At 61.8% G+C, this 16,313-nt stretch carries 16 protein-coding genes; 4 read left to right on the forward strand and 12 right to left on the reverse strand.

The features are described 5' to 3' along the window. Positions 1-113: 113 nt before the first annotated feature. Positions 114-638 carry a hypothetical protein gene (locus SJY18_RS10930; protein WP_396667577.1) on the forward strand — a complete coding sequence of 175 codons (525 nt, stop codon included), beginning with the start codon at positions 114-116 and terminating at the stop codon, positions 636-638. A 27-nt stretch (positions 639-665) separates the two neighbouring features. Here the strand turns inward: SJY18_RS10930 and SJY18_RS10935 are convergent, their stop codons facing one another. From SJY18_RS10935 to SJY18_RS10990, 12 genes are read right to left on the reverse strand one after another with little or no spacing between them, the layout of a single operon-like run. Then, positions 666-1,448, reverse strand: a complete 783-nt coding sequence (locus SJY18_RS10935) for a polyprenol monophosphomannose synthase (protein WP_337337120.1) — start codon at positions 1,446-1,448, stop codon at positions 666-668. Between the two features lie 31 nt (positions 1,449-1,479). Continuing rightward, positions 1,480-3,075, reverse strand: coding sequence for a class F sortase (locus tag SJY18_RS10940; protein WP_396667578.1), 1,596 nt, complete (start codon positions 3,073-3,075; stop codon positions 1,480-1,482). Next, positions 3,075-3,971 (reverse strand): DUF4397 domain-containing protein, encoded by an 897-nt coding sequence (locus tag SJY18_RS10945; RefSeq protein ID WP_396667579.1) that lies wholly within the window; start codon positions 3,969-3,971, stop codon positions 3,075-3,077. Before SJY18_RS10945 ends, SJY18_RS10940 begins: the two co-directional genes overlap by 1 nt. 52 nt (positions 3,972-4,023) lie before the next feature. Next, positions 4,024-6,033, reverse strand: coding sequence for a phospholipid carrier-dependent glycosyltransferase (locus SJY18_RS10950; protein ID WP_396667580.1), 2,010 nt, complete (start codon positions 6,031-6,033; stop codon positions 4,024-4,026). Next, a complete protein-coding gene (locus SJY18_RS10955) occupies positions 6,033-7,529 on the reverse strand; it encodes a glycosyltransferase (protein WP_396667581.1) in 1,497 nt (498 codons plus the stop codon). The genes SJY18_RS10950 and SJY18_RS10955 overlap by 1 nt, the downstream gene beginning before the upstream one ends. After that, positions 7,526-8,134 carry a GtrA family protein gene (locus tag SJY18_RS10960; protein WP_396667582.1) on the reverse strand — a complete coding sequence of 203 codons (609 nt, stop codon included), beginning with the start codon at positions 8,132-8,134 and terminating at the stop codon, positions 7,526-7,528. Before SJY18_RS10960 ends, SJY18_RS10955 begins: the two co-directional genes overlap by 4 nt. 38 nt (positions 8,135-8,172) lie before the next feature. Beyond that, positions 8,173-8,301 (reverse strand): hypothetical protein, encoded by a 129-nt coding sequence (locus SJY18_RS10965; protein ID WP_396667583.1) that lies wholly within the window; start codon positions 8,299-8,301, stop codon positions 8,173-8,175. After that, positions 8,301-8,669, reverse strand: a complete 369-nt coding sequence (locus tag SJY18_RS10970; RefSeq protein ID WP_396668911.1) for an ArsR/SmtB family transcription factor — start codon at positions 8,667-8,669, stop codon at positions 8,301-8,303. The genes SJY18_RS10965 and SJY18_RS10970 overlap by 1 nt, the downstream gene beginning before the upstream one ends. A gap of 48 nt (positions 8,670-8,717) precedes the next feature. Continuing rightward, positions 8,718-9,902, reverse strand: a complete 1,185-nt coding sequence (locus tag SJY18_RS10975; protein WP_396667584.1) for a sugar ABC transporter permease — start codon at positions 9,900-9,902, stop codon at positions 8,718-8,720. After that, positions 9,899-10,669 (reverse strand): ATP-binding cassette domain-containing protein, encoded by a 771-nt coding sequence (locus SJY18_RS10980; RefSeq protein WP_396667585.1) that lies wholly within the window; start codon positions 10,667-10,669, stop codon positions 9,899-9,901. Before SJY18_RS10980 ends, SJY18_RS10975 begins: the two co-directional genes overlap by 4 nt. Then, positions 10,666-11,742 (reverse strand): substrate-binding domain-containing protein, encoded by a 1,077-nt coding sequence (locus SJY18_RS10985; protein ID WP_396667586.1) that lies wholly within the window; start codon positions 11,740-11,742, stop codon positions 10,666-10,668. Before SJY18_RS10985 ends, SJY18_RS10980 begins: the two co-directional genes overlap by 4 nt. After that, positions 11,739-12,923: an ROK family protein gene (locus SJY18_RS10990; protein ID WP_396667587.1), complete on the reverse strand. Its 1,185-nt coding sequence runs from the start codon at positions 12,921-12,923 to the stop codon at positions 11,739-11,741. The genes SJY18_RS10985 and SJY18_RS10990 overlap by 4 nt, the downstream gene beginning before the upstream one ends. 186 nt (positions 12,924-13,109) lie before the next feature. Between SJY18_RS10990 and SJY18_RS10995 the strand changes: the two genes are divergently transcribed. The 3 genes from SJY18_RS10995 to SJY18_RS11005 all read left to right on the forward strand — a co-directional run bounded on the left by SJY18_RS10995 (position 13,110) and on the right by SJY18_RS11005 (position 16,264). Further along, the gene (locus SJY18_RS10995) at positions 13,110-14,393 is read left to right on the forward strand and encodes an ABC transporter substrate-binding protein (RefSeq protein WP_337337642.1); all 1,284 of its coding nucleotides are present in this window, start codon (positions 13,110-13,112) and stop codon (positions 14,391-14,393) included. 69 nt (positions 14,394-14,462) lie between these two features. Continuing rightward, positions 14,463-15,365, forward strand: a complete 903-nt coding sequence (locus tag SJY18_RS11000) for a carbohydrate ABC transporter permease (protein ID WP_396667588.1) — start codon at positions 14,463-14,465, stop codon at positions 15,363-15,365. Then, positions 15,362-16,264, forward strand: a complete 903-nt coding sequence (locus SJY18_RS11005) for a carbohydrate ABC transporter permease (RefSeq protein WP_396667589.1) — start codon at positions 15,362-15,364, stop codon at positions 16,262-16,264. The genes SJY18_RS11000 and SJY18_RS11005 overlap by 4 nt, the downstream gene beginning before the upstream one ends. Positions 16,265-16,313: the final 49 nt, after the last annotated feature.

Below are 16,313 nucleotides of genomic sequence, written 5' to 3' on the forward strand. Positions count from 1 at the left end.
TCCATCAGACCCAGGGCGCTTCACGGTGACGCTGGCCCAAATAGCCTATTAGAATCCCAGATCAGTGGCTTCATTGCTCGCATCTAGCGGGCAGGCGCGATACCGTCGACCGAATGAAGGGCAATGAGGCATCTGGGCCGCTGACCTTGGTGAAGAAGGCAGTTCTGGCCACCACAACAATGACCGTATTTGCATCTGTAGCAACGGGATGTTCCCAGTCAGTGGAGCAGCCGACGTGCACGGAAGCATTGTCTGAGTGGGTGACACATACTGACACGCTCGCTGTGACGGATACGGCCGAAAGTGCTCCCGCAACGCAGCGCTTACTGGATCTCCGCGATGCTGATTGCGTGTTCGCAGGCGATCCTGGATCCGAAACGTCCGTGTTTCTCACGTCCTCTTCGGATGAAGCTGACCGCATCACCGCGAGCGCTAGGACTGACCTCGAGAATGGTGCGTTTTCTCTAGTTTCTGAAACAGCCTCCGCAGACCCTTCTGCGACTACTTTCATGTCTGACGCCGAAGATCGAGCTCTTGCCTCGATAGTCAGCTATCGCGCACCGATCTCAACGTGGAATCTGCCAGAAGACACCAACGTGGTGATGATTTCCGTCGTCACGTTAGCACCCAACAGCTGAAGGGACCCCAGCGTATTGAGAAGCTGCTCACGAGGGCGCGAGGCGACGCGTGGTCGCTCGAACCGACGGTAGGCGGCGGTGGTGCAAGACCATTTCGCGTACCGCCGTCGCGCGACGGCGCACACCCCATACCGTGACGTTCCACAGCGACTCACGAACGATGTTTCCGCTCATCTTGCTGACGCCATGTTCTCGTTCGATGAACGTGATGGGAAGCTCCACGACGCGCAGCCCTCGCTCAAGCCCACGCCAGAGCAGGTCGAGCTGAAAGCAGTAGCCCTGCGAAGCAACACCATCCAGACCGATCGCGTCAAGGGCACTCGCACGGTATGCCCGGTAGCCGCCGGTCGCGTCGCGCACGTCGATGCCGAGAGCGAGGCGCGCGTAGAGATTTCCACCGCGGCTGAGTATCTTCCGATGCAACGGCCAGTTCACAACGCTCCCTCCCGGAACCCAGCGCGATCCGAGCACGATGTCGGCCGTTTCCAGAGCGTCGAGCATCGCGGGCAACGATTCCGGCTCGTGTGAGCCGTCAGCATCCATCTCCACGAGCACCTTGTATCCCCGATCACGCCCCCACGCGAACCCCGCCAGATAGGCGCGTCCGAGGCCCTCCTTCGTGGTGCGGTGAAGCACCGAGACCTCAGCATGCGTCAGCGCGAGGCGGTCCGCGAGGGCGCCAGTACCGTCGGGTGAAGAGTCATCGACGACCAGCACGTCAGACCGTCCGGCCGCGAGCACACGGCCTACAACCCCCTCGATATTCTCGAGCTCGTTGTAGGTGGGAATGATTGTGAGCGTGGTGTTCATATCAGTACCTTTCGTGCGGTTGAAGTGTGTTTCAGATAGAGACAGCGCTGACAACGACGTTGTCGACGTAATGGCCGGTGTTGGGGTCCCAGGCGCCACCGCAGGTGACGATGCGTAGCTCAGGGGTGGGGACAGGGGCGTAGATCGATGCCGTGGGAAAGGTCTCTTTTTCAACCGTCTGGATGCTGGTGACGACGAATTTCACAGTGGTTCCGTCGCTGCGAGACACCGAGACGCTGTCGCCGGGAACAAGCGTGGGAAGGTCGTAGAAGACGGCTGGTGCTGCCGGCGAATCGACATGACCGGCGATCACTGCTGGACCTATCGCGCCGGGGACAACTCCGTCTTCGTACCACCCGACGTCATCGAAGTTAGTTGGTGCTTCGATCCAGCCGACCGCGTCGCGACCGAGGCCGATCAGGTCAGACTCCACGCCGATCGCGGGGATCGAAATGTGTTCAGGAACCGCGCGAGACGCCGCTTGTTCTGGCACAGGATTTTGAAAACTGCCCGTGCCCGAGCTCGAGGCTGAAGTCTCGACCGCCGATGCGTTGAGCGGCTGGCAACCTGCGAGAGTGTCGTCGGTCAGCATTGTTGTCGTAAGCGCACTCCATGCATCGCCGTAGTAGGTAGGTGTTGCTACGGCTGTCTCAACCATTCGGGCGAGGTCGGCGTGGGCAGCGTCTGACTGTTGGTCCGCTGCGTAGGCGGCGGCGCGGGCAGCGTAAGCGATCGGGTGCTGGTCACTCGTCACCGGTCCTCCGCCGGAGTCAAATTCTGCAACGAGTTCGTCATCGTCAGGCAAAGCCGCAGCGATTCGGGCGGCGAGAGCGGTGTCGGCGGGGTCACACGACTCGGCGAATCGGATCGAAGTGCGTGTGGCATCGTAGCCGTAGCCTGGCTCGCCATCCCCGTTCGCCGAACCGGCGATCGCGACTGACCCATCGGTCGCGACAGTGGCCCAGTTTGTGGGCAGGGCGTTGGAATCCAGCAGAGCTTCAGTCGCTGCCCGAGTTCCTTCGGACAACTCGGTCCAGCGAGTGTCGCCGGATGCGTCCGCTAGAACTGCAAAGGCCACCGGCGACGCATACGACGGGTTGTAGGCATGTGGTGAGGTCGTTGCCCAGAGGCCCGGCAGCAAGATTCGGCCAATTTCGGTCGAAGCTGACATTTCATTGAGCACGGTGTCGCCGAGCGCGATGCCGTCCTCACGCAGGTCGTCTCGATCAAATGCGTTGCCAGCGAGCACCAGCGCACGTGCCGCGTCGAGGTCGGCGTCAGCAGCAGGCTCATCGTCAACCACCGAACCGTTCTCCCAGCGCCACGCGAGCAATCCGTCGTTGCGCTGGATGTTCTCAGTGGTCCAGTCCCAGATTTGGTCGAAGCTGTTCTCATCGCGAGCGACGACGGCGAGGAGCAGTCCGTAGGCCTGCCCTTCGCTCACAGTGTCGCCACCCTGGTCGAAGCGCACCACGCGACCGTCGTCGACGTAGAGATCAAGAAACGATTCTGCCGTCGAGGTGTCTTCATCTGGAGGGGAGTCAGCGACCTGCCCCGAGCATGCCGCGGCCAGCAGAACAACAGTGATGGCCGTAGCAACGGCCGTGAGCGTGCGCCGGACTCTCATTATCTTGTTGCCCCGGCGCTTCGACGGTTGACGACGATGAGGCCGAGCGCAACCATGCCCAGCGCAACTGAGAGTGCTGCGAAGGCTGTTGCGGCATCCGTTTGGTTGGCCGCGCCGCCTCCGCCGGTGTTGATGCCGCCGACCGGCATGTCAGCGAGAGTCGCCGAATCTGTCACCCCCCGCGCGGTGAGAGAACCATCAGCGGTGTCGAGTACGAAGAGCGTAGAGACCGATCCGGCCAGCAAGTCGACGGTAACAGTGGACACCTCGCTGGAACCCGTGAGTTCAAGATCCCACGATCCGGCAGGCACCGCGGCGTAGCCGGTGGCAACACCGGTCGGTACGGATCGTGCGATAGATGCACCTTCCGCGGTATCCACATCGACGGTCGGTTCAACCGTTGATGCCTGTACCACCCGAACTCGCGCCTCACCTTGCTGCGGAGCAGAGAGATCGTCGTTGAACACGACCGTTTGAAGATCGGCGTTCTTGCCGTAGGCGGCGACCGTAACCGGCCCACCCGCCGAGACATCGACCGACTGTTGCACGATCGGTTCGGCATCGTCGGCCGCATCCGAGGGAACCATCGATACGACGTATGTGCCTTCGGCAAGCGGAATGTACTCACTCACTGCCCCGTAGGCGACGTCTTCGAGTTCGTAGACCACCGCACCGCCTGCGAGCGCCGTCATCTGAACATCGACGGACTTGGTGTCGGGGGAGAGATGCGCGACCCGCGCCCAACCGCCTGGATCGGCGGGGGCGGCGGCTGCTGCGGGAGCGATCGCAAGGCCGAGAGCGAAGGGCGCGACGGCCGCGGTCGCGAGAATGAGGTCGCGAAGCCGGCGCCGCGAACGACGAGATACGGAGTTGTGGGGCGAGATGTGGTGAGTCATGATCTTCCTTTGTTCGAGGTTCGGTCGGTTTGTGCAGTCGTCCGAACCTGAGTCATGCCGCGGGCCGCGGCAGCAGGTTGAGTGGTTCGACCGGCGAGAAGGTGACGATTACTCCGGCGTCGCTGCGGTCTGCCGAGAGGGGTGCGAGTGTGCCGGTCAGAGAGTCGAAGAAGCGCAGCGCGGCGTCAGAGCCGAGTGCGTCGCCTCGCGCATCTTCGCCTGCGAACGAACTGATCGTGAGTTGCCGGTACACCCCTGATGGATCTCCGTCGAGCTGACTGATGTCCGCAATGTCGATCTGCCCGATTGCCGCTAGCTGTGCGAGCGAGAGCAGGATGCGAGCGTCGATTACGCCCGCTGTCAGCAGGTCTTGCTCCTCGGCGGGTACGCCCACGTCAGGGTTGCGCAAGAGCTGTTGACCGGCAATCGAGCGCGCCGCGTACAGGCCATCGTCGCTCGCTTGCTCAAGTCCCGACTGCTCGCCGTCGACGAAACGCACGTCTACTTGCTGGGGGCCCTCGCCGAATGAGGCCACCACGACGCTGTTGTCGATGGCTTGCCGTACCGTTGGAAACTCCGTCGGAAACGTTCGCATCGAATCAGTCGTGACCACATAGTCGTAGTCGCGCCACCCGTTGGGAGCGAGGGTCTGCACGTCGGGGTCTGTGTCGGCCTTGTAATACCAGACGACATTCTCGCGAGTGAACCCCTCGCTCACGAGATCCACCCACATCGCATCGTCAACGAGTATGCGGGCGTCACCCGGGGCGTTCTCTACCATCCACGTCTCTGCGTCGCGAAGCGGCTCGTCAAGGTCGGCCAGCAAGAAGCCGCGCAGCTGTGCGGTCCATAGCGGCGCGGCAATGACAAGGGCCATCACGAGTCCTGCTGCCACGAGTCCGCCGCCAATGCGCGACAACACCCGGTGCTTGCCCGTGCGCGCACGGAGTCGTTCTGCGGCAACCTGCGCCATGCCGGCGACAACGATTGCTGCGAACGGAAGCAGGATGATGACGTACGGGACCGGCAGATAGCCGCCACGAAACATGAATGCTGTGAGCGCCAACAACGTAATCGCCCACGGGCGCAGACGTCGCACAAACAGCGCCGCAACAGCTGCGGTGAGGGCAGCCACAATCAACACGGAGTCCAGTTGCCACCACAGGCCGATAGTGCGAGACATGAGGCTCTCGGGGTCGAACAGCGAGCCGCTGCCCTCGCGAGAGGCGAGCTGAAATGCGAGACCCTCAAAGAGGCTGACTCGCCCCACACCAGGAACCACCTCGCCCTTTACGAGAGCGAACGCGATATAGACCAGACCGACGAGCGCGAGCACTGCCGATGCGACAGAGAGCGTGTAGCGACGCGTCGTTCGGTCAGCGCCGCGCCACATGAGCCAGGCCACGAGAGGTAGTGCGAGCAGGTAGGTCTCTTTGGTAAGCACGGCAATGCCGAAAGCCGCGGCCGCTGCGATGTATCCAAGGAGCTGCTTGTGTCGGCTCATCGCGAGCAAGAGCGCGCCCAGTAGCCACGCAGTCGCGATGTTGTCGAGATACACCTGCCGGTGAAACTGCACCGCGAGCGGTGAAAGCAGGAACAGAGCCGTAGCCATCGACGCGGTCAGACGCGCGAAGCCGATGCGCCGAACGAGAAACCAGAGCAAGATGCCAGCGATAGCGGTGGCAACCAGCATCGCTTCGCGGGCCGCAACGACTGCGACATCGTGCCGGTCCCAAGCGCCAGTGAGGCCTGCATAGCCGGCAATCTGGATCCAGCCGAGCGGAGGGTGGTCGTACCAATAGGTGTAGTGAGTGAGCTCGCCGAGATTGCCCAGAGCCCAGGCTTGCGCTGTGTACGTTCCTTCATCGTCGATGCGCTGCGGCGAACCGCCCAGGTTGATCGCATTGATCAGCATCCCGAGCGCGAGAGGGGGGAGCAGCCACACGAGGTCGGTCACGCGAGTGCGCCAGCGTGATGCCGGGCGCGCGTCAGCGGCTGAGGTGACGTCGTCGCTCGAGATCGGTGTCGCTAAAGTCGTTTGGTTTCTGTCGAGCGTCGTCATCACTTCGCCTCCGATGCGCCAGTCGTGGCCAATACGGGCACGGCGGTGGATTCTGGCGTAACCGCAGCGTCACGATGCGCCCCCGTGTGTTCGGTTTTCTCCCAGCTGCCATCGCCGCGCAGCTGGCGGACAACAGAGCGGACGGCAGCTGCCGCGAGAAAGATCTGGTACGGCACCAGACCGAGGATGAGCTTCGTGTAGTCGCGCATCCGCACCTTTTTGTCATAGATCCGGCCGAACTCGGTGAGCCCGGCGGCTTCAACGACAAGGGTGATCACCGTAGGAATCAGCGGAAGAAACGTGATGAGCGCGACCGCAGTGGGAACCTTGACGAGCAGAATGAAGGCGATCGAAATCGGAATCAGCAAGCCAGTCGCGGCCTGCAGAAACGGCATGTTCAGCATGTAACGGGCGTACATGCGCTGACGAAGCGTCGGGAGCTTCTTCCACTCACCTTTGCCGAGCACCTGCAAAAAGCCTTGATTCCAGCGTGTGCGCTGCTTGTACAGGGACTTCAGGGTCGGTGGCGTCTCTTCGCGGGTCACATACTCGGGGTTGTACGCCACGACCACTTTCGCGCCGTCGCTTGAAAGACGCACGCCCAGCTCGCAGTCCTCCGCGAGACACTGGTCGTCCCAGCCCTTCGACCATTCGAGGCGTTCGCGAGTGACGAAGACGGTGTTCCCTCCCAGAGGAATGAACTTCGAACGAGCATGAAAGTGCAGACGGGAGCGAAACCAGAAGTAGTATTCCAGCACGTTGCGCAGCGACCACCAGCTTGTTTCGAAGTTCATCAGCTGAACGCCGCCCTGCACCACATCGGCGCCAGTCTCTTGAAACTTCGAGTCGACGACAGTCAGCAGTCCGGGGTGCACTTCGTCTTCGGCGTCGAACACACCAACGACGTCACCCGTAGCGATCTGGAGGGCGCGGTTCAGTGCTTTGGGCTTGTTCTTGGGCACGCTGTCATCGACGACCACCTTGATGAGATGAGGGTTGCGGGCTGCGGCTTCTCGCACGACCAGCTCGGTTCCTGGATCGTCGTGGCCGACGATCGCGATGATCTCGAAGTCGGGATGATCCTGCTCGGCAAGACGATCCAGGGTTTGACCCATGACTTCTTCTTCGTGGCGCCCCGGCACCAGGAGTGTAAATCGGTGCCGGGCGGGGCGAGGCGATGCGCTGAACTGGGTCGCCCGCAAGTCATCCGCTGAGCGCCAAGCGTGCAGCATCCACCAAAGAGTTGTCGTAGCAATCGCGGTGAGTAGGAGCGCCAGCAGAACGATTCCGCTGTAGGCGGCCCACTCTCCAAACGACCAGTCAGGAAGAAGTCCGCCGGTGAACGCCGTGCCCGAATCGATGGGCACCAGAACCTCGGTGCCGTTCGAAGGCTGTTGTCCTGGCGCGGGAGCGATCGGGGTCAGAAGCGGTTCGGAGGCGGGGTCGGAGTCGGGTTGGACCGCGACGGGTGCAATGTTGTATCGGGTGATGATCACGAGTTAGCTCCAGAGTCCGTGCGGACCGGTCGATGAGTGGAGTGCGTCAGGCGCAGCGTGCGCGAGCGCGGCGAGAAGACCAGCCACCGGTAGGCAGCGAAGCGGAAGGTCGTACCGAGAACAAGCCCGACCCCGTTGCCTGAGATGTTGTCGGCGAGCTGAGAGGTGAATCCAAGCAAGTAGTGCGAAATGAAGAGACAGCCTGCAGCGATAAACAAGCCGATGACATTGACCACGGCGAAAAGCACGCCCTCGCGAAAGGCCTGGGGTGAGCGCTCACGTCGAAAGGTGAGGTACCGGTTGCCCAACCAAGCGACAGCTGTGGCGACCGCGACGCTGACCACTTTTGACCAGATCGGCGAATCTTGCAGCACGGTCGCGCGCACGAGGTTGTAGGTTGCGATGTCGACCACGAAGGCCAACGCTCCGACAAAACCGAAGCCCGCCAGTTGGCTGACGATGCGCGAACGCAGCGGCCGGGTGTGCTTTAAAAGGACGTTCCTCGAGGCGGTATCAGCGCCAGCAAGCGGCGAGGCAGACGGAGCCGCCGCCGGGAGGCTTCGGCGGGTGGCGACTAGTTCGGTATTTTCTCGCACGACGGTCATCCGCAGCGGATCGGATGGCGGTTTGGAGCATGCAGGTATTACTCAGGAAGGCGAAACCTTCCGTTCATCTGGTCCCGACCGACGAGCGGATTGCCTACACCGACCAGGGCGATCGCCTGCGCGGAGAAGAGCTTGGCGTAGGTGGTGTTGCGCAGAACACGCAGCATCAGCGCGCTGCTGGGTGATCGGCGCGGTGGTGGGCGGGGTCGTTACTCAGCGTGTGCTCGGCCTGGAAGATCGCGTCGGCGACCAACTGCCGGGCGTGTTCGTTCGTGAGCCGGTAGAACACCCTGGTGCCCTCGTGCCGCGTCGACACGATCCGCGCGAGACGCAGCTTCGCCAGATGCTGCGACACCGCTGGGGCCGACTTGTCGACGATGTCTGCGAGGTGGTTGACCGAGAGCTCCTGCTCACGCAGCGCGAGGATGATGCGGATCCGGGTGGCATCCGCGAGCATCGAGAACACCTCGACAGCGAGCTCAACGTATTCGCTCTCAGCCGACAGAGCATATTTCGAACCTGCATTGATACGCAGATTCTTGCATATGCTGCGCGGTGCGCCAAGGTGGCTGCGCGACCAGGGTCAAGTGCCGTTTGTTGATCCCGCGAAGGGGCTTCGTCGTCTGCTGAGCAAGGTGTCGATGGTCACCGCGAGCACCAGCACGAGGCCCGTCGCGATGTTGCGAGCCGAAGCGTCGAGATCGATCAGCGTCAATCCGTTGGCAATAGATTGAATCACCAAGATCCCGATGAACGCCGACCATGCGCTTCCTCGTCCGCCATAGAGGCTCGTGCCGCCGACGATTGCGGCGGCGATCGCGATGAGAAAGACCTCACCGCCGCCCGAGCTTTGATTGGCTGCGGCAAGGCGGCCCGCGCCGAGAATTCCCCCAAGCGCAGCGAGTGTCGAACAGGCCACAAATGCGCTGACGACGATTGTTTGCACTCGCACACCAGCCAACCGCGCGGCCTGCGGGTTGCCGCCGATTGCACGAATTCCTCTGCCCCATCGAGTTCGCCGCAGCAGAATGTCGGTGCCCCACACGAGAGCGATGAACAGTACGACGCTCCACCCGATTCCGCGCTCTTGCGAAAGATACGCCACAGGAATCGCAAGCATCACCGCGATCAAGATTCCTCTGAGTGCGATTGCTAGAGGCGTTTCGGCGGGGAGCTCAGCCACAAGGCGCTGTCGCCGTTCGATGAATCGCGTGAGCGTGATGCCGGTTGTTACGGCTATGACCAAAACCCATGCGAGCCAGTTCGGCACGAATGCCGTTTGGCTGAATCGCACCAGCCAAGAGTCGAACGGCATGTTGATCGAACCGGCGTCGCCGAGAATCTGCCACTGAATGCCGACGGCGATCAATAGACCCGCCAACGTCAGCACGAACCCGGGCAGGCCAACCCGGGCGATGAGGATGCCGTAGATGAATCCGATGACTGAGCCTGCAAGCAGCGCGGCCAGCACGGCAAGCGCGAGATTCCAGCCCAACGAAGTCGCTGCCACCGCTGCAATGGCGGCGGCGAGACCACTCACTGACCCCACGGAAAGATCAATCTGTCCGATCAAAAGCACGATCACGACGCCCAGGGCGATGATGCCGGTCGACACCGATTGGAGTGAGAGGTTGACGAGGTTCTCAGGTGTCCAGAATGTGGGCGACGCGATTCCCAGAATGATCCAGATCACGAAGAGCGCCGCAATGATGGGAACTAGAGGCCGTTCGCCATCTCGGATTCTTCGCCAGGACTCGGCAAGGTTCATGCTCGCGTCCGTCCCCTGTTGGTCGCACCCGGGCTGGTCGGTGCAGTTGCCCCCGTGATCGCTCCGAGCAACTGCTCCGCCGTGATGTCTGCCGCGTCGTACTCTGCAACTAGGCGGCCGAGGCGCAGCACAGCGACTCGATCAGCTACCGCGAGAACGTCAGTGATTGAATGACTCGCGAGCACCACCGCGAGACCACGCGCACGCAGTCGGCCGATGAGCGTGAGAATCTGCGCAGTCTGGCGCACTCCGAGTGCATTGGTCGGCTCGTCGAGCAGAATGACTCGCGGATCACCGAGAAGCGTGCGTGCGATTGCCACGCTGCGACGTTGGCCACCAGAAAGTGCGTGGACGGGGACGCGGACGTCGGGAATACGCGCTGCCAGGCTGTCTAACACGACCCGGGCGCCACGCTCCATGCTCACCTCGTCGAGCAAGCCTTTCGCTACGTTCTCATGGCCCAGGTAGAGGTTCTCGACCACATCGAGATTCTCGCAAAGCGAAAGGCCCTGAGGAGAAGCCACGATTCCGGTGACTCGCGCATCGGCCGGCGACCCGAACTTCACCGGTCGCTGATCCACGCGTAGCAATCCAGCAGAGGGGGCTATCGCCCCTGAGACCACTCCCATCAGGGTCGATTTTCCCGCCCCGTTGTCACCAACGATCGCGAGCACTTCGCCCGCATTGATCTGCAGGTCGATGTCGATGAGCGCCTGCGCGGCGCCGAAGTCTTTTGACACGCCTTCGATTGAGACGACAGCCGTCATTGGATCTCCTTGTCAATGAGTCCGACGCGCACGCAGGCATCGGCATAGTCGGGAGTGCAGATGGCTTCGAGTGAGTGCACGCGACCCTGCACGATCACCCGTTCGATATCGCCCTGTTCGACGGTCGTGGGGGCGAGCACGAAGCTCGGTATTCCCAAGATCATGCTGGGAGCGGCGGGATCTTCGCCGCGGAGCAGACGAACGGCAATTTCTGCCGCCGTGCGTGCTTGATCATCGGTTGCCTTCGCGACAGTCATCAGCTGGTTGCCATCGACGATGCGCTGAATCGCTGAAAGTTCGCCATCTTGTCCCGACACGGGGGGAACGGGATCGACGCCTGCCGCTTTCAGCGCTGCGATGGCGCCGCCAGCGAGCGCATCATTGGCGGCGACGATGCCATCGACTCGACCCGGAAACTGCGTTAGCTGCCCCGAGACCCACTCTTGTGCCTGGGTAGAGCTCCACGCAGGGGCCTCAAACTCACCGAGGATTTCGACGTTGGCACCTTCGAGGGCTTGATGCACGCCTGCCCGCAGGGCTGCGGCGTTCGGGTCGGTCGGTGAACCATGCACCAGCAAGAGGCCCGGCACCTCGTCGGTGTCCGACGGTAGAGCCGCGACGACGGCATCGGCCTGGATTCTCCCGATGAGTTCGGAGTCGAATGACACGTAGATATCGACATCTGGGTGGTCGATGAATCGGTCGTAGGCGATGACATCTGCTCCGTGGCGCGACGCTTCGACCACGATGCTCTCTGCGGCGACGGTATCGACTGCGTCGATCACGATCACATCTACACCGCGTGCAAGCATGGCTTCTGCCTGTTCTTGTTGGCGCGCCGCGCTGGATCCAGCGTTCGCGTACAACAGATCGCACTCGGGGCACCGTTTGGCAACGACGTCTTCGAACACGGGTCGGTCTGACGTCTCGTATCTCGACACGCCCGCTTCGGGCAGGAGCAGCCCGATCGTGCCGGCAGGCGACTCTGCCGCACTGCCCACGCATCCGGCCAGTGTGCCGAGAATGAAGACGCCGAAGACCGCAGCGAAGATTCGACGGGTTACCTGATTCATGAAATGACCCCCAGCACGCCGAGCGCCCGCGCACGATCGAGCGCGGCGGCGAGCGTTCCGCGCAGCTCTGCCTCACGGCCGAATTCCGCAGCGACCACGTCTGCATAGCCGCTAGACGACGCCAGAGTGTTGTGCTGCACGGCCTCTCGCAGCGGCGCAAGGAGCAGCTCGCCTGATGCGACCAGATCGCCCCCAATCACGACAATGTCGGGATCGATCAGGTTGCAGACGTTCGCGATCGCCGCCCCGAGGCTTCGCCCGGTGTCGGCTATTGCGCGCTGGCATCCAGGATCACCGTCGAGGCCCCGCGCGATCACATCGTCGAGGGTGAGGTGACCGTGGCTTACGCTCAACATTCTGAGAAGCGCGGCCGAACCCGCAACAGTTTCGAGGCACCCTCTATTGCCGCACCTGCATACGGCTCCGCGCTCGTCAACGATCATGTGTCCGAGCTCGCCGGCGGCACCTCGGCGCCCGTGAAGTAGCTTTCCGTCTACGACGATGCCGGCACTCATGGTGTGTGAAACGCTGACGTAGACGACGGGGTCACGGCCCACGCCGGCACCGTATCGAGCCTCGGCGAGCGCGCCGAGATTGGCGTGATTGTCGACAGCGGCCGGCGCTCGCAAGACGGTGGCGAGCACGTCGGCGACTGCCGCTCCATCCCATCCGAGAAGCAACGAAGACGACGAAACCACGCCCGACGAAACGTCGACCGGCACTGGAACACCGACACCGACAGCGAGCAGCTCATCGGCCGATGCGTCGACAGACTCGACGAGTTCGTGCACGAGCATTGCGGCACGTTGCAAACTCATGTCTGCACGGTGGTCAGGCGCCAGAGGCAATGTTTCCGTTGCCAAGATCCGCATTGACGTGTCGGCTAGTGCGACGCTCATCGATCGCGCGCCCACGTCTATTCCTGCGACAACACCGATAGAACGGGCGAGAGTAACGAGCCGTGCTCTTCTTCCCGACCGAATCGAGGGACTCGTATCGAGTATGCCGGCATCGGCAAGTTCAGTGACGATATTCGAGACGCTCGCTGGCGAGAGACCGGTGATTCCCGCTAGCTCTACTTGCGTCAGCGACCCGTGCTGTTGCACAGCACCGACGACGCGAGCACGGTTCGCCTCGCGCAACGATGTCTGCGACCCCGTTGCCGCTTGCGTGTGCTGCACACCCGTACGATACATCGTGATCCCGTTGACTTCGAGAAGTAACGCAATCATCACGGTTATCGAGTTATTGAGTTCAAGTCTTGACTTCAAGCCTTGTTGGCCTCGAAGATGATCACACAGCGAGCGCAAGGCAGCGCTCAGGCATGGGGAACCGTGCACCACATCGGCAAGGAAGACGATATGACAATGCGTAGCAAGAAATGGATCGCGCTCGGTGCAGGAGCGGCAGCAACCGCACTGGTGCTTGCAGGCTGCTCGAGCACTTCGACCGACGAGAGCAACGATGGCGGCGGCAGCAGCGGACCCGAGGTAGAAGTCTTCACCTGGTGGGCCGCCGGTTCTGAGAAGGCAGGCCTCGACGCTCTGGTGGGCGTTTTCAATGAGCAGAACCCCGACCTCGAGTTCGTCAACGGCGCCGTCGCAGGTGGAGCGGGCTCAGCTGCCAAAGACTTGCTTCAGTCGCGGCTGCAGGCAGGGGATGCACCTGACACGTTCCAGGCTCACGCCGGTGCCGAGCTTCAGGACTACATCGATGCTGCCCAGATTCAGGACGTTTCCGACCTGTATGACGAATTCGGTCTTACCGACGCATTCCCCGCCGATCTCATTGACCGCCTCACCGTAGATGGCAACATCTACTCGGTGCCGTCAAACATTCACCGCGCGAACGTGGTGTGGGCAAACCCGACCGTACTGGCTGATGCGGGCCTCGACCCCGAAGCAGAGTACGCCGACATCGACGAATGGATCGTGGCCCTCGACGCTGTACAAGAGTCGGGCAAGACGCCCCTTTCGATGGCGACCACATGGACTCAGGTGAACTTCCTCGAGACGGTTCTGCTGTCATCGCTGGGTGCCGAGGCATACAACGGTCTGTGGGACGGCTCGACCGACTGGGAAGGCCCAGAGGTCACCGCAGCGCTCGAAGACTTCGAAACGCTCATGACCTACACCAACAGCGACCGCGACGGCTTGGACTGGCCCGACGCCACCCAGCAGATCATCGACGGTCAGGCCGGGTTCAACGTGATGGGCGACTGGGCAGAAGCCGCGTTCGCTGAGGCGGGGCTCGCGTCGCCGACTGACTACATCTACTTCCCGGTTCCTGGCACTGACGGAGTGTTCGACTTCCTCGCGGATTCGTTCACCTTGCCGGTCGGAGCGCCGAACGAAGACGGTGCGAAGGCATGGCTTGAGACCGTGTCCTCCGCTGACGGACAGGCAGCATTCAACAAGGCCAAGGGATCGATTCCGGCACGCACCGACGCAGACACGAGCGACTTCAGCCCGTACCAGCAGTCGGCCATCGAGGCATTCCAGACTGACGTCATCGTGTCATCGCTCGCACACGGTGCAGCAGCGCCCGTCGCGACGCTCAACAAGGTCTCCGACGCCACGAGCAAGTTCACGACCGGGGCATCTGACCTCGCAACATTCCAGTCCGAGCTCGCAGCCGCCGTCAACGGCTGAGCCCACTGAGCTGCCCGGGACTGTCACAGTTCCGGGCAGCTCACTCTGACTAACTCGGAAAGTACTTCTATGCTGAAGCGACTCAAATCGGCGGGTCCACCCCTGCTGTTGCTCGCACCTTCACTCATCTTGTTGGCAGTGTTCGTCTACGGTCTGCTGGCTGCCAACTTTCAGACCTCGATTACTGACAATCACACCGCTGCACAGGCAACCGGCCAGCAGCCGACCGTTGTGGTCTGGTTCGAGAACTACTTCGCGCTTCTGGGAAGCAGCAGCTTTCAGCACTCGCTGATGAACCTCCTGCTGTTCACCGTCGTCTTTCTCATCGGAACGATGGTCATCGGCTTCTGCTGGGCCTGGATGATGGACAAGCCATCCCGCGGGGAAGGCATTTTTCGCTCCATCTACCTGTTTCCGATGGCTGTCTCTTTCGTAGCATCCGGTGTCGTATGGCGTTGGCTGCTGAACTCGAACGAAGGCGAGAACGCGAGCGGTCTCAATCGTCTGTTCCAGATGGCCGGGCTCGACTTTCTGCAGAACCCGTGGTGGAACGACGTCACCTTCGGCATCACAGCGATCGCCCTTCCAGCGATCTGGCAGCTCTCGGGCTACGTCATGGCGCTGTTTCTCGCTGGCTTTCGTGGAATCCCCGAGGAGCTGCGCGAGGCGGCCAGGATGGACGGCGCGTCTGAATGGCAGCTCTATCGTCTGGTGCTGTTTCCGCAACTTTCGCCTGTTGCGCTGTCGGCCCTCATCATCATCGGGCATATGTCGCTGAAATCGTTCGACCTCATCATGTCGATTTCGAAGCCCGCGAACTACCAGACCAAGGTGCCCGCCGTCGACATGTACGTCTTCAAGTCGAGCTTTGACTACGCGAATGCTGCCGCCGTCGGCACGATTCTGCTCGTCATCGTCGCGGTGATCGTGGTGCCGTACCTCTTTTGGACCAACCGTCAGGAGAAGCGATGACTTCCTCGGTTTCTGCTCCGGCGTTGCCGTCGAGTGCGAACGAACCCGCCATCGATGCCCCGCGGAGAAAGACGAAGAGCCGCTTCAGCGTCTCGCGCACCCTGCGATTCGCCCTGATGATCTTCTTTGTCATGGTGGTGCTCACACCGGTCTACGTGCTTTTCGTAACCAGCTTCAAAGGCGCCGGAGATGCATCCCCCGTGCGGGCATGGAACCTGCCAGAGATCTGGGTTCTCGACAATTGGATCGGCGCGTGGAATGCGCTAGCGCCCTCGATTGGACGCTCGTTCATGATCGTGATTCCCTCGGCGATCATTTCGGCGTTCCTCGGATCGCTGAATGGCTTTGTACTGTCGCTGTGGCGCTTTCCCGGCGCAAACGTCGTATTCACCCTGATTCTGTTCGGGATGTTCATCCCGTATCAGGCGGTCATGATCCCGCTGTTGGAGATCATGCTCGGGGCAGGCATTCCCAGTGGAGTGCCCTCCCTGATTCTGCTGCACGTGATCTACGGCATTCCGATCACGACGCTGATCTTTCGCAACTACTACATGACTGTGCCGCATGAGCTGATCGAGGCGGGACGAGTAGATGGCGCCGGGATGCTGCGCACCTACTGGTCGATCATCTTGCCGATCTCGCTGCCCAGTTTCGTCGTGGTGTTGATCTGGCAGTTCACAAACGCGTGGAACGACTTCCTGTTCGCCGTGTTCTTCTCTTCGAGCCAGAACGGCCCGGTAACGCTCGCGCTCAACAACCTTGCCAACGGTGCGCTGTTGCAGGACTACGGCATCTCGATGGCGGGAGCACTTCTCGCGTCACTGCCCCCGCTGATCGTCTACATCTTGCTCGGAAAGTACTTCGTCGGTGGCCTGATGTCTGGTTCGGTAAAAGGCTAGGTCGCACGTTGAAGCCCTCGGGTTGCGCCTCTCGCGTGCCCGAGGGCTT

This window comes from Microbacterium sp. R86528, assembly GCF_044596335.1.
In the GTDB taxonomy this organism is placed as follows: domain Bacteria; phylum Actinomycetota; class Actinomycetes; order Actinomycetales; family Microbacteriaceae; genus Microbacterium; species Microbacterium marmarense.

Coding starts and splice junctions, on each gene's coding strand:
- SJY18_RS10985 (WP_396667586.1), bottom strand. CDS start 11,742: ATGAATCAGGTAACCCGTCGAATCTTCGCTGCGGTCTTCGGCGTCTTC.
- SJY18_RS10950 (WP_396667580.1), bottom strand. CDS start 6,033: ATGACGACGCTCGACAGAAACCAAACGACTTTAGCGACACCGATCTCG.
- SJY18_RS10995 (WP_337337642.1), top strand. CDS start 13,110: ATGCGTAGCAAGAAATGGATCGCGCTCGGTGCAGGAGCGGCAGCAACC.
- SJY18_RS10935 (WP_337337120.1), bottom strand. CDS start 1,448: ATGAACACCACGCTCACAATCATTCCCACCTACAACGAGCTCGAGAAT.
- SJY18_RS10945 (WP_396667579.1), bottom strand. CDS start 3,971: ATGACTCACCACATCTCGCCCCACAACTCCGTATCTCGTCGTTCGCGG.
- SJY18_RS11000 (WP_396667588.1), top strand. CDS start 14,463: ATGCTGAAGCGACTCAAATCGGCGGGTCCACCCCTGCTGTTGCTCGCA.
- SJY18_RS10975 (WP_396667584.1), bottom strand. CDS start 9,902: ATGAACCTTGCCGAGTCCTGGCGAAGAATCCGAGATGGCGAACGGCCT.
- SJY18_RS10930 (WP_396667577.1), top strand. CDS start 114: ATGAAGGGCAATGAGGCATCTGGGCCGCTGACCTTGGTGAAGAAGGCA.
- SJY18_RS10980 (WP_396667585.1), bottom strand. CDS start 10,669: ATGACGGCTGTCGTCTCAATCGAAGGCGTGTCAAAAGACTTCGGCGCC.
- SJY18_RS10965 (WP_396667583.1), bottom strand. CDS start 8,301: ATGCTGCGTGTTCTGCGCAACACCACCTACGCCAAGCTCTTCTCCGCG.
- SJY18_RS11005 (WP_396667589.1), top strand. CDS start 15,362: ATGACTTCCTCGGTTTCTGCTCCGGCGTTGCCGTCGAGTGCGAACGAA.
- SJY18_RS10960 (WP_396667582.1), bottom strand. CDS start 8,134: ATGACCGTCGTGCGAGAAAATACCGAACTAGTCGCCACCCGCCGAAGC.
- SJY18_RS10940 (WP_396667578.1), bottom strand. CDS start 3,075: ATGAGAGTCCGGCGCACGCTCACGGCCGTTGCTACGGCCATCACTGTT.